This is a genomic window from Shinella sp. GW835-FHT14H05 (assembly GCF_058793575.1).
Map to the genome: position 1 here is coordinate 1 of NZ_JBXAFY010000014.1, position 19,473 is coordinate 19,473.

23 protein-coding genes and 1 pseudogene are annotated in these 19,473 nt (G+C 62.8%); 14 read left to right on the forward strand and 10 right to left on the reverse strand.

Going from position 1 to position 19,473, the window contains the following annotated elements:
- Window positions 1–199 precede the first annotated feature (199 nt).
- The 4 genes from AC1Q6Z_RS28110 (at window position 200) to AC1Q6Z_RS28125 (ending at window position 2,822) form a co-directional block, all read left to right on the forward strand.
- A complete protein-coding gene (locus AC1Q6Z_RS28110) occupies window positions 200–592 on the forward strand; it encodes a hypothetical protein (protein ID WP_306041438.1) in 393 nt (130 codons plus the stop codon).
- A 925-nt stretch (window positions 593–1,517) separates the two neighbouring features.
- Window positions 1,518–1,829, forward strand: coding sequence for a DUF736 domain-containing protein (locus AC1Q6Z_RS28115; protein ID WP_306041436.1), 312 nt, complete (start codon window positions 1,518–1,520; stop codon window positions 1,827–1,829).
- Between the two features lie 315 nt (window positions 1,830–2,144).
- Entirely contained in the window at window positions 2,145–2,312 is a 168-nt protein-coding gene (locus AC1Q6Z_RS28120; RefSeq protein WP_306041434.1) for a hypothetical protein, read from the forward strand.
- 336 nt (window positions 2,313–2,648) lie between these two features.
- Complete coding sequence (locus tag AC1Q6Z_RS28125) at window positions 2,649–2,822, forward strand: hypothetical protein (protein ID WP_306041432.1); 174 nt, start codon at window positions 2,649–2,651, stop codon at window positions 2,820–2,822.
- A 42-nt stretch (window positions 2,823–2,864) separates the two neighbouring features.
- Here the strand turns inward: AC1Q6Z_RS28125 and AC1Q6Z_RS28130 are convergent, their stop codons facing one another.
- Window positions 2,865–3,206 (reverse strand): WGR domain-containing protein, encoded by a 342-nt coding sequence (locus AC1Q6Z_RS28130; RefSeq protein ID WP_370360485.1) that lies wholly within the window; start codon window positions 3,204–3,206, stop codon window positions 2,865–2,867.
- Window positions 3,207–3,402: 196 nt separating this feature from the next.
- On the opposite strand from AC1Q6Z_RS28130, the gene AC1Q6Z_RS28135 reads away from it, so the two are divergent.
- The 5 genes from AC1Q6Z_RS28135 (at window position 3,403) to AC1Q6Z_RS28155 (ending at window position 6,228) form a co-directional block, all read left to right on the forward strand.
- Window positions 3,403–3,651, forward strand: coding sequence for a type II toxin-antitoxin system VapB family antitoxin (locus AC1Q6Z_RS28135; RefSeq protein ID WP_306041430.1), 249 nt, complete (start codon window positions 3,403–3,405; stop codon window positions 3,649–3,651).
- Window positions 3,651–4,088, forward strand: coding sequence for a type II toxin-antitoxin system VapC family toxin (locus tag AC1Q6Z_RS28140; protein WP_306041428.1), 438 nt, complete (start codon window positions 3,651–3,653; stop codon window positions 4,086–4,088). The genes AC1Q6Z_RS28135 and AC1Q6Z_RS28140 overlap by 1 nt, the downstream gene beginning before the upstream one ends.
- 424 nt (window positions 4,089–4,512) lie before the next feature.
- Window positions 4,513–4,698: a hypothetical protein gene (locus AC1Q6Z_RS28145; protein WP_306041426.1), complete on the forward strand. Its 186-nt coding sequence runs from the start codon at window positions 4,513–4,515 to the stop codon at window positions 4,696–4,698.
- A 310-nt stretch (window positions 4,699–5,008) separates the two neighbouring features.
- A complete protein-coding gene (locus AC1Q6Z_RS28150) occupies window positions 5,009–5,383 on the forward strand; it encodes a hypothetical protein (protein ID WP_306041424.1) in 375 nt (124 codons plus the stop codon).
- 659 nt (window positions 5,384–6,042) lie between these two features.
- Complete coding sequence (locus AC1Q6Z_RS28155; RefSeq protein ID WP_306041423.1) at window positions 6,043–6,228, forward strand: hypothetical protein; 186 nt, start codon at window positions 6,043–6,045, stop codon at window positions 6,226–6,228.
- A 72-nt stretch (window positions 6,229–6,300) separates the two neighbouring features.
- Here AC1Q6Z_RS28155 and AC1Q6Z_RS28160 read toward each other — a convergent pair whose 3' ends face one another.
- Genes AC1Q6Z_RS28160 through traC form a run of 4 tightly spaced genes read right to left on the reverse strand, consistent with a single transcriptional unit; the run spans window position 6,301 to window position 9,223 of the window.
- Window positions 6,301–6,804 carry a thermonuclease family protein gene (locus AC1Q6Z_RS28160; protein ID WP_306041421.1) on the reverse strand — a complete coding sequence of 168 codons (504 nt, stop codon included), beginning with the start codon at window positions 6,802–6,804 and terminating at the stop codon, window positions 6,301–6,303.
- Window positions 6,801–8,723, reverse strand: coding sequence for a Ti-type conjugative transfer system protein TraG (gene traG / locus AC1Q6Z_RS28165; RefSeq protein ID WP_306041419.1), 1,923 nt, complete (start codon window positions 8,721–8,723; stop codon window positions 6,801–6,803). Before traG ends, AC1Q6Z_RS28160 begins: the two co-directional genes overlap by 4 nt.
- Window positions 8,710–8,925, reverse strand: a complete 216-nt coding sequence (gene traD, locus AC1Q6Z_RS28170) for a type IV conjugative transfer system coupling protein TraD (RefSeq protein WP_064334766.1) — start codon at window positions 8,923–8,925, stop codon at window positions 8,710–8,712. The genes traG and traD overlap by 14 nt, the downstream gene beginning before the upstream one ends.
- A 4-nt stretch (window positions 8,926–8,929) precedes the next feature.
- Window positions 8,930–9,223 carry a conjugal transfer protein TraC gene (gene traC / locus AC1Q6Z_RS28175; RefSeq protein WP_306041573.1) on the reverse strand — a complete coding sequence of 98 codons (294 nt, stop codon included), beginning with the start codon at window positions 9,221–9,223 and terminating at the stop codon, window positions 8,930–8,932.
- 254 nt (window positions 9,224–9,477) lie between these two features.
- Between traC and traA the strand changes: the two genes are divergently transcribed.
- The 4 genes and pseudogenes from traA to AC1Q6Z_RS28195 all read left to right on the forward strand — a co-directional run bounded on the left by traA (window position 9,478) and on the right by AC1Q6Z_RS28195 (window position 15,417).
- Window positions 9,478–13,059 (forward strand): Ti-type conjugative transfer relaxase TraA, encoded by a 3,582-nt coding sequence (traA, locus tag AC1Q6Z_RS28180; protein WP_306041416.1) that lies wholly within the window; start codon window positions 9,478–9,480, stop codon window positions 13,057–13,059.
- Window positions 13,056–13,621 (forward strand): annotated as a pseudogene (traF, locus tag AC1Q6Z_RS28185) (conjugative transfer signal peptidase TraF). Before traA ends, traF begins: the two are co-directional and overlap by 4 nt.
- A complete protein-coding gene (locus AC1Q6Z_RS28190; RefSeq protein ID WP_306041412.1) occupies window positions 13,611–14,774 on the forward strand; it encodes a conjugal transfer protein TraB in 1,164 nt (387 codons plus the stop codon). The pseudogene traF and the gene AC1Q6Z_RS28190 overlap by 11 nt, the downstream one beginning before the upstream one ends.
- Window positions 14,775–14,787: 13 nt before the next feature.
- Entirely contained in the window at window positions 14,788–15,417 is a 630-nt protein-coding gene (locus AC1Q6Z_RS28195; protein WP_306041410.1) for a TraH family protein, read from the forward strand.
- A 166-nt stretch (window positions 15,418–15,583) separates the two neighbouring features.
- Here AC1Q6Z_RS28195 and AC1Q6Z_RS28200 read toward each other — a convergent pair whose 3' ends face one another.
- The 4 genes from AC1Q6Z_RS28200 to AC1Q6Z_RS28215 form a co-directional block, all read right to left on the reverse strand.
- Window positions 15,584–16,480, reverse strand: coding sequence for an abortive infection family protein (locus AC1Q6Z_RS28200; RefSeq protein ID WP_306041408.1), 897 nt, complete (start codon window positions 16,478–16,480; stop codon window positions 15,584–15,586).
- Entirely contained in the window at window positions 16,477–17,127 is a 651-nt protein-coding gene (locus AC1Q6Z_RS28205; RefSeq protein WP_306041406.1) for a HEPN family nuclease, read from the reverse strand. The genes AC1Q6Z_RS28200 and AC1Q6Z_RS28205 overlap by 4 nt, the downstream gene beginning before the upstream one ends.
- A gap of 232 nt (window positions 17,128–17,359) precedes the next feature.
- A complete protein-coding gene (locus tag AC1Q6Z_RS28210; RefSeq protein WP_306041404.1) occupies window positions 17,360–17,758 on the reverse strand; it encodes a type II toxin-antitoxin system VapC family toxin in 399 nt (132 codons plus the stop codon).
- Window positions 17,755–18,111, reverse strand: a complete 357-nt coding sequence (locus tag AC1Q6Z_RS28215; protein WP_306041403.1) for a hypothetical protein — start codon at window positions 18,109–18,111, stop codon at window positions 17,755–17,757. The genes AC1Q6Z_RS28210 and AC1Q6Z_RS28215 overlap by 4 nt, the downstream gene beginning before the upstream one ends.
- 292 nt (window positions 18,112–18,403) lie before the next feature.
- On the opposite strand from AC1Q6Z_RS28215, the gene AC1Q6Z_RS28220 reads away from it, so the two are divergent.
- The gene (locus tag AC1Q6Z_RS28220; protein WP_492649960.1) at window positions 18,404–18,718 is read left to right on the forward strand and encodes a transcriptional repressor TraM; all 315 of its coding nucleotides are present in this window, start codon (window positions 18,404–18,406) and stop codon (window positions 18,716–18,718) included.
- Window positions 18,719–18,721: 3 nt separating this feature from the next.
- On the opposite strand, the gene AC1Q6Z_RS28225 is transcribed toward AC1Q6Z_RS28220, so the two are convergent.
- Window positions 18,722–19,423: an autoinducer binding domain-containing protein gene (locus AC1Q6Z_RS28225; RefSeq protein ID WP_306041401.1), complete on the reverse strand. Its 702-nt coding sequence runs from the start codon at window positions 19,421–19,423 to the stop codon at window positions 18,722–18,724.
- Window positions 19,424–19,473 lie beyond the last annotated feature (50 nt).

Below are 19,473 nucleotides of genomic sequence, written 5' to 3' on the forward strand. Positions count from 1 at the left end.
TTTATCATCAGCTCGGAGTGCAGCACCTTCCTCCGATCGCGAAGATGGGGCACGAAGCCGATTACCCCATCTATGCTCATTTCTCCGATGCTCTTCATCTCTTCAGATCCCGCCTTGCCCGCTTCGCGGCTCTGCGGCGCGATCGAGGCCCGGCCGCGCCGGACCCACACACCTCGTCCTTCCCCTGAAAGGAAACTCGATGACTACGCTGCGCCCGCTCACCCGAGCCGAGCACAATGCCATCAGAGCCTATGCCATGGAGCATGGGCGGTACTGGAAAGCCAGTCTGCGCGAGGACTGGATGAATGCGCGCACAACAGGCGTCATGCAGGCGCTGCGAAATTCCCATGGCCCGAGCTGGTTGGTGTCATTTTCGCTGACGCGGGATCAACCTTCGGCAGGGCCAATCCGGGCGATATCGGTGACAGCGGGAAATGGCGACATCTTCGAAGCGACCATGATGGGAGCCGATGAACCCTGGATGATCGCCTATCCCGAAGGGCAGGACCGATTTTACGGAACCGAACGCGAGGTCCGCGCGCACATCAGGCAGCTCATCCTGTATGGCGCGAAGGCAAAGGTCGCGCCGTAGGACGTTCAACGGAGCCACGCGAATCGTCGGGACCGGCAGGCTCTTGCCGCATCTTGGTTCTGGCCATCGCCTGCGGCGACCGCGCTCTATGCCTCCGGCACGCAGCCAGCCGTCGGCCGTCTCCGCCGATGCCGGTGACGATCGACTTGTCCGGGTCGGCGCTTCGCCGCCTCTAGTGTTGCCCCGGCCGAGCTATCTTCTCCAGATGGGTGCGAATGATTGCGCTTGCTCATGGTGCTTGGCGGGGCACCCGGAAGACCGGGAGCGCCCCGCCTTGGCAGGCGGGCTGGGCACCAGTCATCTGTTCGACGGCTCCAGCCCAGGTGGACTCGGCGGCAGGGCGCTGCCACGGCAGTAGATATGCGGAGTGCATTGAGCCGGTGCCCCTATGCCTGCGGAAGAAGAGGATTCCGTGTCGTGGAGGGCGGTGTCCTCCAGCGGGCACGCGAGGACAGCCCACCGAAAGCCAACGCGGAGGAGCGATATCGAAGGTAGCGGGATCGATCGGTGACGGCGGGCACACCGAATACACAGCTGCAGCCCGTTGGAGCCGACGTAGTTGCCGCCGGCGGCGAAGAAGTGCTGCCGACGACGGCCCGCCATTTTCGAGAGCCTTCCGGTTTGGTCAACCCTGGCGCGGCCAACTCGTCCTCGATGGGGCATGTCTGATCGGAGACCGGCTGCGCCTCGATCGTCCTCCCGCAACGGCCGTCTTCAACTTTCTTCCCCTGCCGGAACCCACCCCATTCGACAGGTCGAATGGGGACCCCGGGCCGCCGTCATTCCTCGCGGGACAAGAAAGCCGCCTCCGGCCGCCCTCCACTTCGTTCCGGCCCAAAGGGTGCGGTCCGATCGTCCCCGATCCTTTGGACAGCCATCGAGGTCGCGATGGACGCGACCCGAGCAACCCGAAAGGATCTCGAAAATGGCTATCATCGGCAACTTCTCCACCAACGGCAACCTCATCAGCGGCGCGGTCCGCACCCTGACGGTCTCGATGAAGGCCCGCCTGGTTCCGATCGAGCGCACCTCCCGCGACGCTCCCGACTTCCGCGTCATGGCGGGCATGGCCGAGGTCGGCGCAGGCTGGAACGCGACCTCCACCGACGGCGAACCCTACATCTCGGTCAAGCTCGACGATCCGAGCTTCGCCTTCCCGATCAACGCGGCCTTGTGGCCGAGCCAGACCGACGGCGACTACGACCTGGTCTGGAACCGCCCGAAGCGCGACGCCTAATCCCGGAAGCCCCGCCTGCCAAGGCGGGGCGCTCCCCCATAGATGAAGCGGGAAACGGGCATCGAGCCCGCATCCCGCTTTCCGGGTGCCATACGGAGAGGAACAGTCTGCTCAGTCCGTCCGAGGGTGCCATGGCGCCAGACAGGCGCCAAGGACGAGCGGTTCCCCCAAATTTCAGTCTCGGCCCTTGCGGGCCGCGCCAGAAATCCGGCTCCCCCATTCGCCGGCTCCGCCGGTCGCGTTCCGCGATCCTTGACCCCTGCCTGCCACCATGACCGCGCGCGTCGTCTTTCACAAAACGTCAAGGAGACGACGATGACCTACGACCTCGACCGCACGATCCTAGAACTCGAAGCCGAAGCCCGCTACGCCGATCCGGCCGAGCGCCGCCAGATCGAGGCCGAACTCGGCTTGGCGCGGGCCGAGCGCGAAACGATCCTGGCCGAACAGGACGGCCGCATCAGCGCCGAGCCGCCCTTCTAGGGGCGGTTTCTGCCGTGTCGACGCGCCGGATCGACCGGCGCAACCGGCGCGAAGCTCTGCTTCGCCTTTCCAGGCGGGAGGGAAGCGGTCGGGGGAGGGAAAGCTGGTTGCCGCTCCTTCCTTTCGATGCCCTGTCATCGGCATCGGGGATGTTGCAGCCCTCCCGGCACGCCGCAACCCGCCGCCGCCAGAATTTTCCCCGCCTGCGGCTCCTCGCGCGACAAAATTCAGGCGCCGCCGGGTCCTCCGCATCCGCTGCGGCCGTCCCGGTGCAGCGCGCCTCTCCGGGCTGCCGCCTATCCCCGCAATGACAGCTTATCGAAAGGAGTAGAGATCATGCGCCAACTCGCCAAATTCCTCACCGCCACCGGCCGACGCCTCCGCACCCTCGCAAAGGTCGCCGCCCAATTCTTCCGCAAGGGAAAGCTCGGCCTGAAGATCGCGATCAAGATCCCGTTCTTCGTCGAGATCGAAGTCGCCTTCGAGACCGACTGGAACCGACGCCGATGAGGCGTCCGGCGAGGCCCGCCTGCGTGGGCCTCTTTGCCGTCTTCATGCAGTGCGGATCACTCGGTTTGTCCCCGCCGGTCGATAGCCACGTGCCCGCTTCTGGCGCAGGACGTCGAGGAATAGATGGACGGCATCTTCTTCCCGCTGGAAATGATGCACCTTTTCCTGGCCCATTTTGCCGATACGTCCCCATCGCCGTGTCAGGCAGGCCGTTCCGAACAGCGTCGGCTCGATGGTCATGGAGTAATATCGCGCCATGTTCTTCGATGGCTCGGTGCGCTCGACATAAAGCTGGTAGGGCTGGGTAATCATGGCGGAATCGTCGCCGATCACGGTATCGGTGTCCAACGACAGTTCTGAATCGGTCGGTCTCCTATGATTCATTCCTTTGATGGATGGCTATGGGATGATCCGAGCGAGCCGCCTTCGGCGACCGCGTGCTCGTCGCTCTGCTCCCGGACCTCGGAAACGGTCTCCGCCCATGTGGGTGACGCCCACATCTCGCAGCTTGAAGTGACCGTATATTCCATATAGAATATTCGTATATTCACAGTGGAATATACGAAGAAGGAAAGTCCCGATGTCTTCCCTTTATATCCGAGACAGCGATGTCGACGAGCTGGCGAAGAAGGTCCAGAAGCTGACCAATGCGCCGAACAAGACCGAGGCCGTCCGCCGCGCCCTCGAAAACGAGCTGGCGCGCGCGAAGGAAACCATACCCCTGGTAGAGCGCATTCGCAAGATTCAGGACGAGGTCGCAGTGCAGCTCGGGCCCAGTCCGAAGCCCTTCGATATAAAGGCCTTCAGCGACGACATGTGGGACGCCTGATGTATCTCGACGCCTCGGCAACCATCTCGATCCTCACCAAGGAAGACGACGCTGGCTATCTTGTCGCCAAGCTCGAACGCGCGACCAAGCCGATCTATTGCTCCTCGATGACGGTGTTCGAGGCGGTCATAAGCCTCGCGCGACGGATCGCCAACGAGCAGCACGGCAACCAGGCACCCATACCGCCCGCCGTGATCGACGAGGCGCAGCGCCATGTCGATGCCTTGCTGGAGGCGCTGCGGGTCCGCGAACTCACCATCAGCGGAACGACCCATCGCAAGGCCGTGGAAGCGGCGCGCACCTACGGCAAGTTCGTTGCCCATCCGGCGCGTTTGAACATGGGCGACTGCTTCGTCTATGCTTGCGCCAAGGAATACCGCCTGCCCCTGCTGTTCAAGGGCGACGACTTCTCTAGGACTGACATCGAAATCGCCTGACGCCGAGGATTGACAAGGGCGAGCCGCCTTCGGCGACCGTGTGCTAGTCGCTGCGCTCCCGGAGCCCGCAAGCGGTCTCCGCCCATGCGGGTGACGCCCACATCTCGCGGAATGAAGCCGGCCGGCTCGACCGGCCGCCTCCATTGCGAGGGGCCTCCCCTCACCCTCCCCGCCGGCTCGTCGCCGGATACGGACACGAGCCCTGAGGGCCCGTGGTTCTCTCTCTCAATGACTGTCCAGCCTATCGTAGCTCCTCGGGCGTCAAGGATGAGCGGTCCCCCCAATTTTCCGACGCCGCCCGAAGGGGGCGTCGTCAGAAATTCGGCTCCCCCGCTCCCCGCCGCTGGCGGCCGCTGCGCGGTCCCTGACCCGCTCGTCGGCAAACGATGAGCCTGCTTCGTCATTGAAACGAAGGAGCAAAAACATGCGCACTCACAATCACATAGACATTGATCGGGACATCGAGGAATTGCGCGCGGAGCTGCGCAACGCTGTTTATCCCGATGAGCGCCGCTGGACCGAGACCGCCCTCGCCAAACTTGTCGCCGAGCGCGACGCGATGCTCGCCGAATGGCGGGCGGACCCCGAGTGGGACAAGCTTCCCTTCTAGGGAAGCCGTCCCTTCGCGGCCGCGGGATTGTTTCGACGGTCCCGCTTGCCGCACAATCTGACCTGCCGGTCAGATGCGGACACGACGCCTGGCGGCGCCGTGACTACTCCTCTCTCGTTAGCGAGTGAGTTTACGCCAGCCCATCCGGCGTCAAGGACAGCGCGGCCCCTCCAATTTTCGGCGCAGTCCCCTCCGGGGCCAGCCCAGAAAATCGGTTCCTCCGCTTGCCGCTGCGCGGCCGCGTTCCGCGGTCCCTGACCCCTCTGGTCAACAGCGTGACCCTCCTTCGTTAACACGAAAGGAGACTTCAATGAAAAACCGGAAAATCATCACCATCGATGGCGGCAGCGCGGAATATTGGCGGCAGCGCACGCACGGATTTCATCTGATCCGCGAGGCGGAACGGGCAGCGGAACACCTGGCATCCGCGCCGCTCTACATTGCCGGGGCCTGGGACGAAGACTACGGTGATTACGAACCCGTCGAGAACCTGGCTCCATTCGACCGCATGGAGCAATCGATCCGGGACATCGCGGCGGATGATACTGCCGTAAGCATCCTTGTCGCGCAGCGCCGCACGCATATCGGCGGTTACGAGATCGGCGCGGTCAGCGATGCGCTGATGCCCGACGTGCTTGTCGAAGATCCTGCGCGGAACCCCCTGTGGGGGCCTGACACCGATTGATTGCCGGAGGAGAGGCGGCCGCGGCCGCCTCTCCTCCTGCGTTGTAGGATGAGCCATGCCGGCCGGCTCGACCGGCCGGCATGGCTGATGAAAGAGGGGCGCGCCCCCCTCTCAACGCTCACCCCATGAGGGAAGGGCAAGCCCCTCCCTCAAACTCCCACCCATGGGGAAAGGGGACGGTTCCCTCCTCCCTTTCCCCAAACCCCTATCCCTCTCCCGTGCGCGTCGAGCGCTGCGTTCAGGTGCGGTGACCGAAGCGACTGTCGTGCCAATTGTCGTCGTCGCATCGGGCCGAGTTTGTTCGGGGCGAAGGACGTCGATGTCTGTCGGCAGGTCAGCATCGAGCCACCCGGTTCGACGCACGCGATACCACTCCGAACTGGTCCCGGTTTGGACCTGTGGAGGCGGCGAGCCAGGGCTCGGGTTGGTCCAGGAGGAAGAATAGTCGCGCGAAACCGTGCTCGATCCAGAGGCGACCCAATCCCGCTTTCTGGTGATGGCGTCCTGATCCATCCCCGGATCTTCCACGATCAACCCATAAAGGGTCCGCTACGCCAGCGTGCGGCCGCTCCGGCAAGCCTTCACGGTGATCGCGACCGTGGTCGGACCTTCGTGGAGCCATCAGCGGGAATTGGCCCGCTCCGGATGGAGCCTCAAAAATGTCGCACGATCTCTCCCTCGCCCAGAACCACGCCTTCGACCTCTCCCGCACCCTGATGGTTCCCGTCACCCTCTTCCGCGCCGGCGGCGAGTACGGTGTCGTTCCAAGCGACGAGATCGACGATGGTGACGATCTCGATATCATCCACGAGTATAATCCCCATGATCGGCTCTCGGCACACTGAGCCGATCGACCAAGACGAGTAGCTCGGGACCGCCGAGCTGCTCGTCCTCGCGTTGGCGACGCCTCCGCGCGATCAATCGCGCGCGCACCAATTGCGCCGCGGCGCGTCCCAACGCGCGGCAAGTCCTTCCACGACGAGTTGCTCGCCAAGGGAGAGGTCCGATCGCCACACGGTTCGCAGCTTGCGACCGTACCGATCTTTGTCACGGCCGATCGTGGACAATGAGAATGCACCGTCATTGAGTATGTCGAGCAGTCGATCACGCGCAACTTCGCCGACCTGTCGCTCGGCGTTGCAAAGCGGTTCGGAAATTTCTGGCGCATCGATATCGGCAACACGGATCTTCTCGCCGCGGAACCAGAACGTATCGCCGTCCACCACGCAGTTCACGCGGGCGGAATGTTCGCAGAGCGTGAACTGCGCATAAAGGCCATCCTGTTCGCTGGCGAGGATGGAAAACGACTGGACGGACGACGCCGGACGATGCGATCGACCGAGCCCTTCGCCGGTCATCACCCAGCCGACGCCCGCGGCGACCGCGGCGGCGACTGCAAGCGGCGTTCCAACGATTTTCATGGTTTCGCAGCTCCATTGAATCGGTTCTGGCCGACGCAGGTCTTCATGTCGGCGCGTCGAAACCAGATCGCCCTGCCACATCGAAGCGGCGGGTTGCCGGCGGTGAACACGATCTGCTCGTCGCCGCGCATCCGCAGCACTTCATGCGGCTGGATCAAAGCGCGGGCGGCCAGCTGCTTCGAGCGCGTGCGCGACGTTCCCTTCGCCGCCGAGCTGCGGCTGATCTGGTCGATCTCCACCGTCGTCGTACCGCATCGCTTCGAGATGTAGTCGGCCGTCTCGGGGTCATTGATCGCCGCGAAGGAAATCCAGCTCGCGCTTTCGAACCATTTGCTCGCCGCGTCACGGCCGCCATAGGTCTCGCGCATCTGGCCGATCGACTGGTAGATCATCGTGAGCGTGACGCCATACTTGCGACCTGCGTCCCGCGCCGTTTCGAGGATCCGCATGTAGCCGAGACGCGCGACCTCATCGAGAAGGAACAGCGCCCTCCCGCCGACATTCCCATCGCGATTGTAGATCGCGTTGAGGAAAGAGCCGATAATCACCCTTGCCAGACCGGAATGCGTCTCCAGCGTCTTCAGGTCGATGTTGATGAAGACGTCGACCGTATCGGCGGCCAGATCGTCCGTCGTGAAGCTGGAGCCGGACACTAAGGCCGCATAGTTCGGATAGGAAAGCCAGTGCGTTTCCTTCACCGCATTCGCATAGACGCCCGAAAAGGTCTCCGGCGTCATGTTGACGAAGGCGGCGACGTTCTCCTTCACGAAGTCGGATTTCGAGTTTTCGTGGATCGTCTGGAGGCGTTCGCGAAGCCGCGGCTCCGGCTCGGCGAGGTTCTTGCGAACCTGGCGCAAGGTCTGGTCCTTTTCTTCCGTATGACCGGACAGGCAGACGTCGGCGATCAGCGCGGTCAGCAGTTGCAGGCCCGACGCCCGGAAGAAGTCGTCGCGCACGCCGCTTGCCCGCCCACTATCGCTCATGATCCATGACGCGACAGAGGCTATGTCCTCCTCCTTCGTCCCGCCGTGCCGGCCGATCCAGTCGAGGACATTGACGCCGATCTCCGGGCGTTTCGGATCGAGAATGTGGATATCGCGCCCGGAGCTGGATCGATGGTCTAGGACCATCGGCGCGACCTCATTCGATGGGTCGAGCACGACGAGCGTGCTCCCCCATTTGAGCGCGGTCGGGATCGTGATGGACGTCGTCTTGTAGCCGCCGGAACCGGCGAAGACGATGCCGTGGCTGGAACCGAAAGAACCGTCGAAGCAGAGCAGTGGCGACTTGCCGCCCGAGCCCCAGGTCTCCTGCCGGTCCGCGCGGAACGCCTGCGCGGCGACGGTGTCCGTATCGACGCGATAGCGTTCGCCGATGACGATGCCGCCGGCATCGGGAAAGAGCTTCTGCGCGTCCGGCATCTTCATCCATTCGGCTTCGCCATGAAGGGCGCGTTTCCCGCGAATGCGGCGCGGGATGGCGCGGGCAAATGCGGCATTGCCCTTCAGCATGACGCGCAATCCGAACCCCGCCGCGATCGTCGCCGCACCCGCGCCGAGCATGGTGGCGGGATCGAGATAGGAAAGCACCGATTTGCCTTGCGTCACGTCGGCGGAGATCGCCGCAAGGCGTATCGCCTCGCGTACAAACGCGATCATGATCGTCATAACGTTTCCGGCGACGACGCCGCCACCGGCAAACTTGATGTCGGCCGATCCTGCGGCTGCAAACAGAAAGAGGATGCCTATGGCCGCAGCCGCGACGTAGGGGAAGGTGATGCCGGCGCGCCCCAGCGTGAGGCGCGCGGCCTCAGTTTTCCCGAAGGCGGACAACCAATGCTCGATGCCAACCATGGAGATGGTGACGAGGATCATCAGCGCGATCGGCGCGACGACGAGCGCCACCCTATTCGCCTTCATTGCCGAAGCCCTCCGCGCCAAGTGCTGTGAGCCGCGGCCGCTCGCCGGCGTCACGCTCGAGCCGCTGGCGCAGCTCGATGAGTGCGCCGAGCAGCAGCGCCCGCTTCTCATACCGCAAGCCGGCCTTGACGATCAGGCCGCCCAGCTCGATCTTCTCGCGCGTATCCTTCTTGCGTGCGTCGGATGTCGTCGTCCGGTTCATCCGCTCAAGCCTCGCCAGCGCCGCCCGTAGCCGCGCCAGGTGTGTCCGGCGCGGTCGTTCCCGGAGCATCGCCGCCTTCGCCCTTTTTCCCTCCGCTTGCAGCCCCCTTCCCTCCGCGAAATCGCTTCGCCAGTCCCTCGAACGCTGCCTGAAGGTCGGCTTCGTCCACCTCGATTTCCGCCAGGCCCGCCTTGAGCGCGATGCGGCCGATGCGTTCGGCATCTCTCTTTTCCGCCTGCCGGAGCATTTCCTGCATGCGTGCGATGTCTTCGCGGATTTTTGAGGCTGGTTTCTTCACGGGATTGATTCCTTCCATGCCGTTTCAGGTCTTGAACGGCATGACCATTTCCGAGATCGGCGTGCCGATCTACTCGCAGAAATGCGAGTTGGCGCAGCCAACGCCTTTGAGCATGATCCCGGCCGTTCCGAAGGAGCGGCTTCCAAGGGCGCAATTATACGTCGCTGACGCGACGCCTTGCTTTTCTGCCCTGGCGGGCCTGCCGCTCCCGACGAATCTGTTGATTTCTTTTGCAATCGGGAGAGCATTCCGCCGTGGCCGTCCCTCATTTCTCCGTCAGCGTCGTCGCCCGCGGCTCCGGCCGCAGCGCCGTGCTGTCGGCGGCCTACCGGCACTGCGCCAAAATGGAGTTCGAGCGCGAGGCCCGGACGATCGACTACACCCGCAAGCAGGGCCTCCTGCATGAGGAGTTCGTCATTCCGGAGGACGCGCCGGACTGGCTGCGGGCGATGATCGCCGATCGCTCGGTCGCGGCCGCGTCGGAGGCTTTCTGGAACGCGGTCGAGGGCTTCGAGAAACGCTCGGATGCGCAGCTCGCCAAGGATGTCACCATGGCCCTGCCGATCGAGCTGTCGGCGGATCAGAACATCGCCCTGGTTCGCGAGTTCGTGGCGAGCCATATCACCGCCAAGGGCATGGTCGCCGACTGGGTCTATCACGACGCACCGGGCAATCCGCATGTGCATCTCATGACCACCTTGCGGCCGCTGACCGACGACGGTTTCGGCGCGAAGAAGGTCGCGGTGCTCGGAGCGGACGGCAAGCCGCTGCGAAACGACTCCGGCAAGATCGTCTATGAGCTTTGGGCGGGAGGCGTAGAGGATTTCAACGCCTTCCGCGACGGCTGGTTCGTCTGTCAGAACCGGCAGCTGGCGCTCGCCGGTCTCGACATCCGCGTCGATGGCCGCTCCTTCGAAAAGCAGGGCATCGCCCTTGAGCCGACCATCCATCTCGGCGTCGGCGCCAATGCCATCAAGCAGAAGTCGGCCGAGGCGCTGGAGCCCATCACGCTGGAGCGCATCGAGCTTCAGGAGGAACGGCGCGCCGAGAACGCGCGCCGCATCGAGGACCGCCCCGCCATCGTCATCGACATGATCGCGCGGGAGAAGAGCGTCTTCGACGAGCGCGACGTGGCGAAGATCCTGCATCGCTATGTCGATGATGCCGGCGTCTTCCAGTCGTTGATGGCGCGTGTCCTGCAAAGTCCTGACGTCGTTCGACTGGAGCGTGAGCATGTGGACTTCGTCAGTGGCGCGCGGGTGCCGGCGAAACTGACCACCCGCGACCTGATCCGCATCGAGGCGGACATGGCCAGCAGGGCTGTCTTCCTCGCCGGCCGTTCCTCGCATCGCGTCGGAAAAGCAATCCTGCAGGAGACGTTCGCGCGTCACTCCCGGTTGTCGGACGAGCAGAAGACGGCGATCGCGCACGTCGCCGGCGGCCAGCGGATCGCCGCGGTCGTTGGTCGCGCCGGCGCCGGCAAGACCACGATGATGAAGGCGGCGCGCGAAGCGTGGGAGGCGGCCGGCTATCGTGTCGTCGGCGGTGCCCTGGCGGGCAAGGCGGCCGAGGGCTTGGATTCCGAAGCCGGGATCGTCTCGCGCACGCTTTCGTCGTGGGAGCTTCGCTGGAACGACGGGCGGAGCCAGCTCGACGACAAGACCGTCTTCGTCTTGGACGAGGCAGGCATGGTGTCCTCTCGCCAGCTTGCTCTCTTCGTCGAGGCAGTCACGAAGGCGGGCGCGAAACTCGTGCTGGTCGGCGATCCCGACCAGCTCCAGCCGATCGAGGCGGGTGCCGCGTTTCGTGCCATTGCCGATCGCATCGGATACGCCGAACTGGAGACCATCTATCGCCAGCGTGAGCAATGGATGCGCGATGCGTCGCTGGATCTCGCGCGGGGCAACGTCGCGGCCGCGTTGAGCGCCTATGACGCGGCCGACCTGGTGCAAACCGGCTGGACGCGGCAGGACGCGATCGAGGGACTGATCGACAACTGGAACTACGATTTCGATCCGACGAAGACGACGCTCATCCTCGCCCACCGCCGGCGCGATGTCCGCGAATTGAACGAGCTGGCCCGCGCCAAGCTCGTCGAGCGCGGGATCGTCGGCGAGGGCTCTGTGTTCCGGACCGAGGACGGCGCTCGTCGTTTCGCCGCCGGCGACCAGATCGTTTTCCTGAAGAACGAGGGCAGCCTTGGCGTCAAGAACGGGATGCTGGCCAAGGTCGTTGAAGCCGCGCCGGGCCGCTTTATCGCAGAGATCGGCGAGGGAGACAGCCGCAGGCAGGTCACGGTCGAACAGCGCTTCTACGGCAATGTCGATCATGGCTATGCGACCACGATCCACAAGTCCCAGGGCGCCACTGTCGATCGCGTCAAGGTTCTCGCCTCCAACACGCTCGATCGGCATTTGACCTACGTCGCGATGACACGCCATCGCGAGGCGGCCGAGCTCTACGTCGGCATGGAAGAGTTCACCAACCGCCGCGGTGGCGTCCTCGTCGACCATGGTGAAGCGCCTTACGAACACAAGCCCGGAAACCGCGAAAGCTACTTCGTCACCCTCGCCTATGGCGACGGGCAGGAACGCACGATCTGGGGCGTCGATCTTGCCCGCGCGATTGACGAAGCGGATGTGCATGTCGGCGATCGGATCGGTCTTAAGCACCAGGGTTCCGAGCAAGTCAGGTTGCCCGACGGCACGATGGCCAAGCGCAATACGTGGAAGATCGTGCCGGTCAAGGAACTGGCGATGGACCGGCTGAAGGAACGCCTTTCCCGCGACGCATCCAAGGAAACGACGCTCGACTATGAGGGTGCATCCTCCTATCGCGCCGCACTCCGCTTCGCCGAAGCGCGGGGCATGCACCTCATGAACGTCGCTCGGACGATTTCCCGCGACCGGCTCGCATGGACCGTCCGGCAGAAGCAGAAGCTGGCCGATCTCGCCGCAAGGCTGAGAGCCGTCGGCGCGGCACTCGGCCTTGCCCGCGGCAGCGACAAACAATCCGTACCGACCACCGTCAAGGAGGCAAGACCCATGGTTGCCGGCGTTACCACATTCGCCAAATCGCTCGAGCAGAGCGTCGAGGATAAACTCTCCAACGATCCGGCGCTGAAGCAGCAATGGAAAGATGTCTCTACGCGCTTCCAGATGGTCTATGCCCAGCCGGAGGCGGCATTCGCGGCGGTCAACGTTGACGCGATGATGAGGGATCAGGCGCGCGCCACCACGACGATAGCGAAAGTCTCGGCCGAGCCGGAGACCTTCGGCACGCTCAAGGGCAAAACGGGCATATTTGCCAGCCGCGCCGATAGGCAGGAGCGCGACACCGCCCTCGTCAACGCGCCTGCGCTCGCCCGCAATCTGGAACGCTATTTGCGCAGTCGGGCCCAGGCCGAGCGCAAGCATGAGACCGAGGAGCGCGCTGCCCGCATCAAGGTCTCGGTCGATATTCCGGCGCTGTCAGCGAATGCGAAGCAGACGCTTGAGCGGATACGCGACGCCATTGACCGGAACGATCTTCCGGCCGGCCTCGAATATGCGCTTGCCGACAAGATGGTGAAGGCAGAACTGGAAGGGTTCGCCAGGGCGGTGACAGAGCGGTTCGGCGAGCGGACCTTCCTTGGCGTGTCGGCGAAGGATGCAGGCGGCGAGGCGTTCAAATCGGTCACGCGCGGCATGACCGATCCGCAGAAGGCGGAGGTGCAAACGGCGTGGAATTCCATGCGGGCGGTACAACAGCTCGCGGCGCATGAACGCGCGGTCGTCGGCATCAAGCAGGCAGAGGCGTTGCGCCAGACCCAGGCGAAGGGCCTGTCGCTCAAATGACCGATGCCCGATCTCGCACCGCGTCCCGAGCGCGCCAGCAATGGATGGTGGTGGTCGTCATCGCCACCGGCCTCGTCGTTGCCATTACCGTGCTCGTCGCCGGTGCGGCGGCCGGCTATCGGCTCAACATGACGGCGAGCGAGCCGCTTGGGATCTGGCGCATTCGTCCGCTCAAGCGCCCGCCAGCGGTCGGCGATCTTGTCTTCATCTGCCCGCCGGAGACCGAGGCGTTTTCCGAGGCGCGGGTGCGCGGCTATCTGCGCAGCGGCGTCTGCCCGACGGGTGATGCGCCGCTGATCAAGATGGTCATCGCCATCGAAGGACAGCGGATCGAGATCGGAGCCGATGTTCGGATCGACGGTTGCGCATTCCGCAAACGACCATCGTGCCGGCGGACGGCAAGGGGCGTCCGCTCCATGGCGATGCCGGAGGAATCGTCCCGGCGGGCCGGGTGTTTCTCTATTCCCCGTTCGTGGCGTCATGGGATTCCCGCTACTTCGGTTCGATCCCGGCCTCCGGCATTCTCGGCCTCGCCGAGGAGGTGGTGACCTATGCGCCCTGATGCTGTTCGCGCCGGGATCCTCATTCTCGCTGCGGTGGCCGCCGGCTGGATCGCATGGAGCGGGCATGTGCTCCTGTTGCCGGTGGCGCTTGCCTTTCCAATGCTCTGGTCGGTGGCGCCAAACCGCACGACGGCGGTGCTGGTCTCTCTGGGATATTTCCTGGCGGCCTCGAGAGGTCTGCCGTTGGGGGTCGCCACATTCTATGCGTCGGATATCTGGCCGGGTGTCGCGCTCTGGTTCGTTGCGGCGGCCGGCTTCGTGGTCGTCCATGCCGCGCTATGGTCGCGGTCCGTAACCTGGCGCCCGGTCCGCTATGGCCTCGCTGCAATCCTGATGGCGATCCCGCCTTTCGGCATCATCGGCTGGGCGCACCCGATCACCGCCGCGGGTGTCCTCTTTCCGGGATGGCGATGGCTTGGGCTCGTCGCAGCTTCAGCCGGCCTCCTGGGCCTCGTTTCCCGAAGGGGGCCGGCGTTCGCTATCGTCTTGTCAGCCTTCTGGCTTTGGTCCGCCGTTTTCTGGACGGATCCGAAAGTACCTGAATCGTGGCGCGGCGTCGATCTCGCCATGGGCGCATCATTGGGGCGGGACACCGGACTTTCCCGTCAGCGTGACCTGATTGCCACGACGCAGGCCGCGGCCAAGGCCGGTGCGCGGATCATCGTGCTGCCGGAGAGCGCGCTCGGTTTCTGGACGCCGACGGTCGCCCGGATATGGGAACGCGCCTTGAGGGCCGGAGACGCCACGATCGTCGCCGGCGCGGCCGTGGTCGATGCTGGAGGCTACGACAATGTTCTCGTAGCGATCGATGGCGACGGCGGCCGTGTCCTCTATCGCGAGCGTATGCCTGTCCCCGGTTCGATGTGGCAGCCATGGCGGCCCTGGCTCGGCATGAGTGGCGGCGCGCGTGCCAACTTCTTCGCCAATCCCGTCGTCGAGATCGGCTCGACGAGGGTTGCGCCGCTCATCTGCTACGAGCAGCTCATCATCTGGCCGATCCTGCAGTCTATGGCCCACGCGCCCGACGTCGTCGTCGCCGTCGGCAACGGCTGGTGGACCGAGGGCAGTTCCATCGTCGGGATTCAGCGCGCCAGCGCCGCGGCTTGGGCGGCTCTTTTCAGCACGCCTCTCGTGCTTTCCTTCAACACCTGACCTGGAGCCCTCCATGCTGGAATCCGCCCTGATTGAGAAATGCGCCGATCCTTCCCTGACACCTGCCATCGTCCGGCAATTTGTCGAGACCGCTGGAGCGCCCGATCCGCTCGCCATCACCGTGAAATCCGGCGGCCGGCTCATTCTCGTGCCGAAGCCGACGACGCCGGACGACGCCATGGCAATCGTCCGCGAGCATGTCGGTCGGGCCGTCGTTCGGGTGGGGCTGACGCAGCTCCCTGCAGGCGTCGGGGTGAAGGATGCCGCCGAGCTGAAGCCCGATGTCGTCGACGCCTGCGAAAACCTGCGCATGGGTACGAAGATGTTCGCCAAGATCATGCGCATCGTCGCAAAATGGTATGGGAACCCGACCAGCAAGGACGTGCTCCCCCAGATATTCGAGGATGCCGTCTTCTCCTGGAAGACAGGGGAATTCGAGGGGGTAAGCGTGTTCCAAGCGGAGGAGCCGGGGACGAACTGGAAGCTGCCGGCCGTGAAGAAGCAGGACGATGAAGAGCAGGCGGACGACGATCCGGTCGAGGGAGCGTCCCCCGACGATGCCGCCGCTGAGGCGGAGGCGGAAGAGACCGACACTGGAAGGGCGGGCATTCGCGTAGATCTCTCGCGGATTAACGGAGGCTGATTTCGACCTCATTTCAGCGGCCTCCACAATCCTCCTGATTGACTGAAAAGCCGTCGCTGTTGGTTTATCGAGCACTTTCTTGATTAGCTACGGAAATAACCGATGGCAGCTGACGGAAGATCAGCGATCGCCGCCACCTTCATCTCTTCGGCAGACACGCGGGGGCTCATGCCTGCTCTCTATGTTGCGGAAGGTGGCGGTGCTGCTTGCTTTCCCAGGTCTCGATTAAGAAGAGCGCAATCGAACTCGCGGAATTGAGGGCCAGGCGTGCGATACGCGGGTCAATACGGCGGAAGCCTTTTTCACGCCCGTGGGCGTCACCACCATGTGTACGCAGCGCACCGATACCTTTGGTAACGGACGTGAGCCCGCCGAGCACTTGGCGCACATCCTGCTCGATCTCTGCAGGCAGGTCGGTGCGGCCCGGCGAGAGTCCCAAAGGCTCCTGCACCGCTTTGAGCAATCCGTCGATATCGCGCTTTGGCGGCAGCGGCAAATGTAGCTCGATCAAGATCGAGCGGCATACTGCTTCTATGAGCGAGCATGCTGCTGTGACCGCGTCTTCTGGATCGGCATTGAGACTCGGCAGTGCCCGCGCAATTTCGATCTGCACGGTGTCAAAATCCAACTTCGTCACCTTGCTGATGAAGGGTTCTACGATTAGGCCAGCACTGGTTCGCTCGACCAGATGCGCAGTGCCGCTGACAATGGTGACGGCTAAACCGTCTGCCTCCAGAGCAGCATTCAGGTGCTGTCTCACTGCGACGGCTTTGTCGGGAGCGGATATGTATTCGCGAGGATCGCAGACACGCAGGATAACGCGTTTCATATGATCGTCGCCGTCCCATTGGCGGGCCAGGTCGCGTAAGAATTGAGTGGTCGCGGGAACTCGCGAACTGCTCCCGATGCGCATGTCGAGGCCACAATCGAGAAACAGCGCCTCTATCTTAGGGCCACTCCGATAAATTCCGATCGGCTCGGTAATATCCGGCCCTTGACCCGCGCCGCCGGTAATGAGGTCCGTTAATGCCTTGATCACAAATGGAGAAAAGCGCCCGGTCATGCCGCTGCCGCCAACCGTCGATCAAGGTCGAGACTGCCGATCCATTCGGCCCATGATTTGACGAACTGCAGGAAGGCCTCCTCGGTCGTGATCACCACTCTATAGGTTTCAGCTTGTTCGCGTTGTACCGCAGTTTCCTCATAGCGCGAGAGGAAGGCCATGTAGACCATTTGATTGCCGGCGATCTCCTGGCCGTCTTTGTCGAGATAGATGATGTTGCCATGCGCTAGGGCATTGCGGAGCACACGTAACACCTCACTGGCTTTGCGGGCTTGAATCGTGTTGACTTCTTCCGAACGGGGATCGCAGCCGTCCTGATCCAACCAGCCATGTACCTCATCAACAGAATTCACGATACGGGACTGCCGCCAGGCGCCGACGTCCGGCTCAGCTCGCCAGAATGGCGCTTTCAGAAAAGCCGCTTTCTCCAGTGCCTTTAGATTTTTGACCAAGTCCGTATCGCGCGCCTCGTCGTGTAGGAAGTGACTTGTACGCATCCTCTCGAATGGGATCGTCAAGATTGCAGACGCAGCCAACAGTCCAAATGAACCGAGCAGGTTATTCTCCCTTGCCTGCGCTTCGAGCATGCCGATGAGCTCAAGCGCCCGTCTCGGATACTCGATCGCAAACCGATCTGGCACTCCCATGCCCCCTCCCAAAATACAAAATCAAAGAGACTATCAGCCATATTTCGCTTTGAAGGAGATTTTAGCAACCATGGGCGAATGTTTGTCGCCCCGCCGCCAGAACTTATTGACAAGACAAATGCCATCTTTCTCGGCACAGCCGCTAACGGCGACCGTCCGTTTCCCAAACCGAAGTCAGAATATTTATAAGTTGGCAAATGCCGCTCGGTGGGGTTGGTCGTGCGGTTTGCACCTATCGAACGGCGACTGCGACATCCGTATGGATAAAGTCTTCCCCTTTGAACAGCAGAGGCGCCGAAAGGCTTTTTGCAAGCGTATAGGCGGCGCAGTCAGCTAGATTGAGCCTGGCCCTCGGATCAATACCCTTTCCGTACCGTCCGAACGCCTCGGATGCTCCACGGGCCTGGATCTCATCGAATGGCGAGATACGAATGTCGTTGTCAGCCAAGAATGTCCATGCGATCTGCTCCCCTTCGGGACCGCGCCGGCCGCGGAGAACCACGGCGCATTCGTGCGCATTGACCGCTGACATCGTAAGATTGTCGGCCTGTTGGATAGCGCGGGCAAAAACGATTGCATCATCCTCGTTTTCGAGAATGGCGATCACTGCAGAAGAATCGACGACGATCATTGCTCGTTCAGATCGTCCAGAATTTCTTTCGGAGAGCGCGGATCAAGCAGAGGCAGCGAAGATACCTTTTTCCCCACAGCCATCATCTGTTCAACGGTCATCCGGCGCCGTGCTGGTTGGTCAGTGTACACGCCGAGTTCTCTCGCTTCGCGCTCAAGCGCAGCGCGAATGAGGTCTTCAGGCCTGCGGCCAGCGCGAGCCGCAACCTTGCGGGCAAGCTGTTCGGTGTCGTGTGTGAGGTGCAGCATCGTCTCTCTCAAATGGATCAGCCACATATAGTTCATTTTTCGACGAAAATACAGATGCAGCACCCCATCGACGAGCGAGGTGCCGGCCGATCGGTTGGAAACCATGTTGACAGACAGTCCCGAAACGGGACTGGCGCTGGGCGAGCAGATTTTCTATACAAACTCCAAGGCGGCACCGTACCGCCTCGAGGCTTAGAAACCTCGAACACAGCGGCGGATATCGGCCGAAACGATATCGGATCCTCTGGCTATTTGGCCGGGGGCCTGTGACGCATGTCCAGGCGCTCGTCGCTAAAGGTCTCAGGGGCCGACTGTGTTCGGTTTTCTAACCCCCGGTCTGGGGTCAAGGGATAGTTGGCGGGGACGCACCGCGGACGCCATTTTGTGGGTGAATGTGGTGGGTGTGTCTGACGATGATACCGTGTCGGGAAACAAGTTAGTGCTGCGGCCGCTGATCGGCCTCATGAATGGCCTTGAGCCACAGGAGATCGAGCAGTTCGTCATTGAGGAACTGGAGAAGCACCGCCGTCTGCGTGACGAGGCGATACGACTCGAGGCGATCCTGGAATCGCAACCGTCGGGCGCGGGCGACGACACCAATCACGCCTTTGTCTCGGCGATGATCGCCGTCCATGCGCAACAGACGGTCGTTTCGACGCTTCTCGACATTCTTGGATACATACCCGAGACGCTGACGAAAAAGCCTCATTGAGGCTCAGATCAGGCCGAGTTCCTTGGCTAAAGCCGTCGCTTGCGCCAACGACGTTACGCCGAGCGCGGTTTTCGCATTCCGAATGAAGAAGCGGACATTGCCATAGGTCGTGTTCTCGATGTCGGCAATGTCCCTCGCCGTCTTACCCTCCGAGCACCAGCGAAGGCAGGTCAACTCGTTCGCTTTCATCCGAATGCGGGTCACACGCGTCGGGCGCACGCGCATGACTTCCATTCGCGAATGCACCTGTCCGAATGAAGCTGCGGCCATGACCGGGCTGAAGTCGAGCCCCTCGCCTGCATTCGGTTCATCCGATGCCAAGGTCAACATCGCCATGCGGCCGAAGCCCGTCTTGATCGGAACGGAGATGCCGGAGCGGATACCGAACTCCGACGCCTCGCCGTAGAACGCGCGACGCTCCTTGGTCATTCCCGGCGTCACCGTATTCGACCATGCAAAAGCTTCGGGGTGGGATTTCGCGTTGAGCACCACCGGATCAATGTGTGCAAACTTCTTCTCGAAGTACCGTACCTGCCATTCTTTGGGATAGGTCGAGATCGCGGTCTGGGTTTCCGCCTGCAGGTTAAGATAGGCGAAATACCTGAAACCCGCATCGCTGGTCATGTTCTGGAGGACATCCGCCACCGCGGCATCATCATGCGCAAGCGACATCTGCTCTGTGAGCCGCACGAACCATTGATTCAATCGATACCTCCATCGCCCGAAACGCCGCGACCAGGTCGATGCTGCCAACA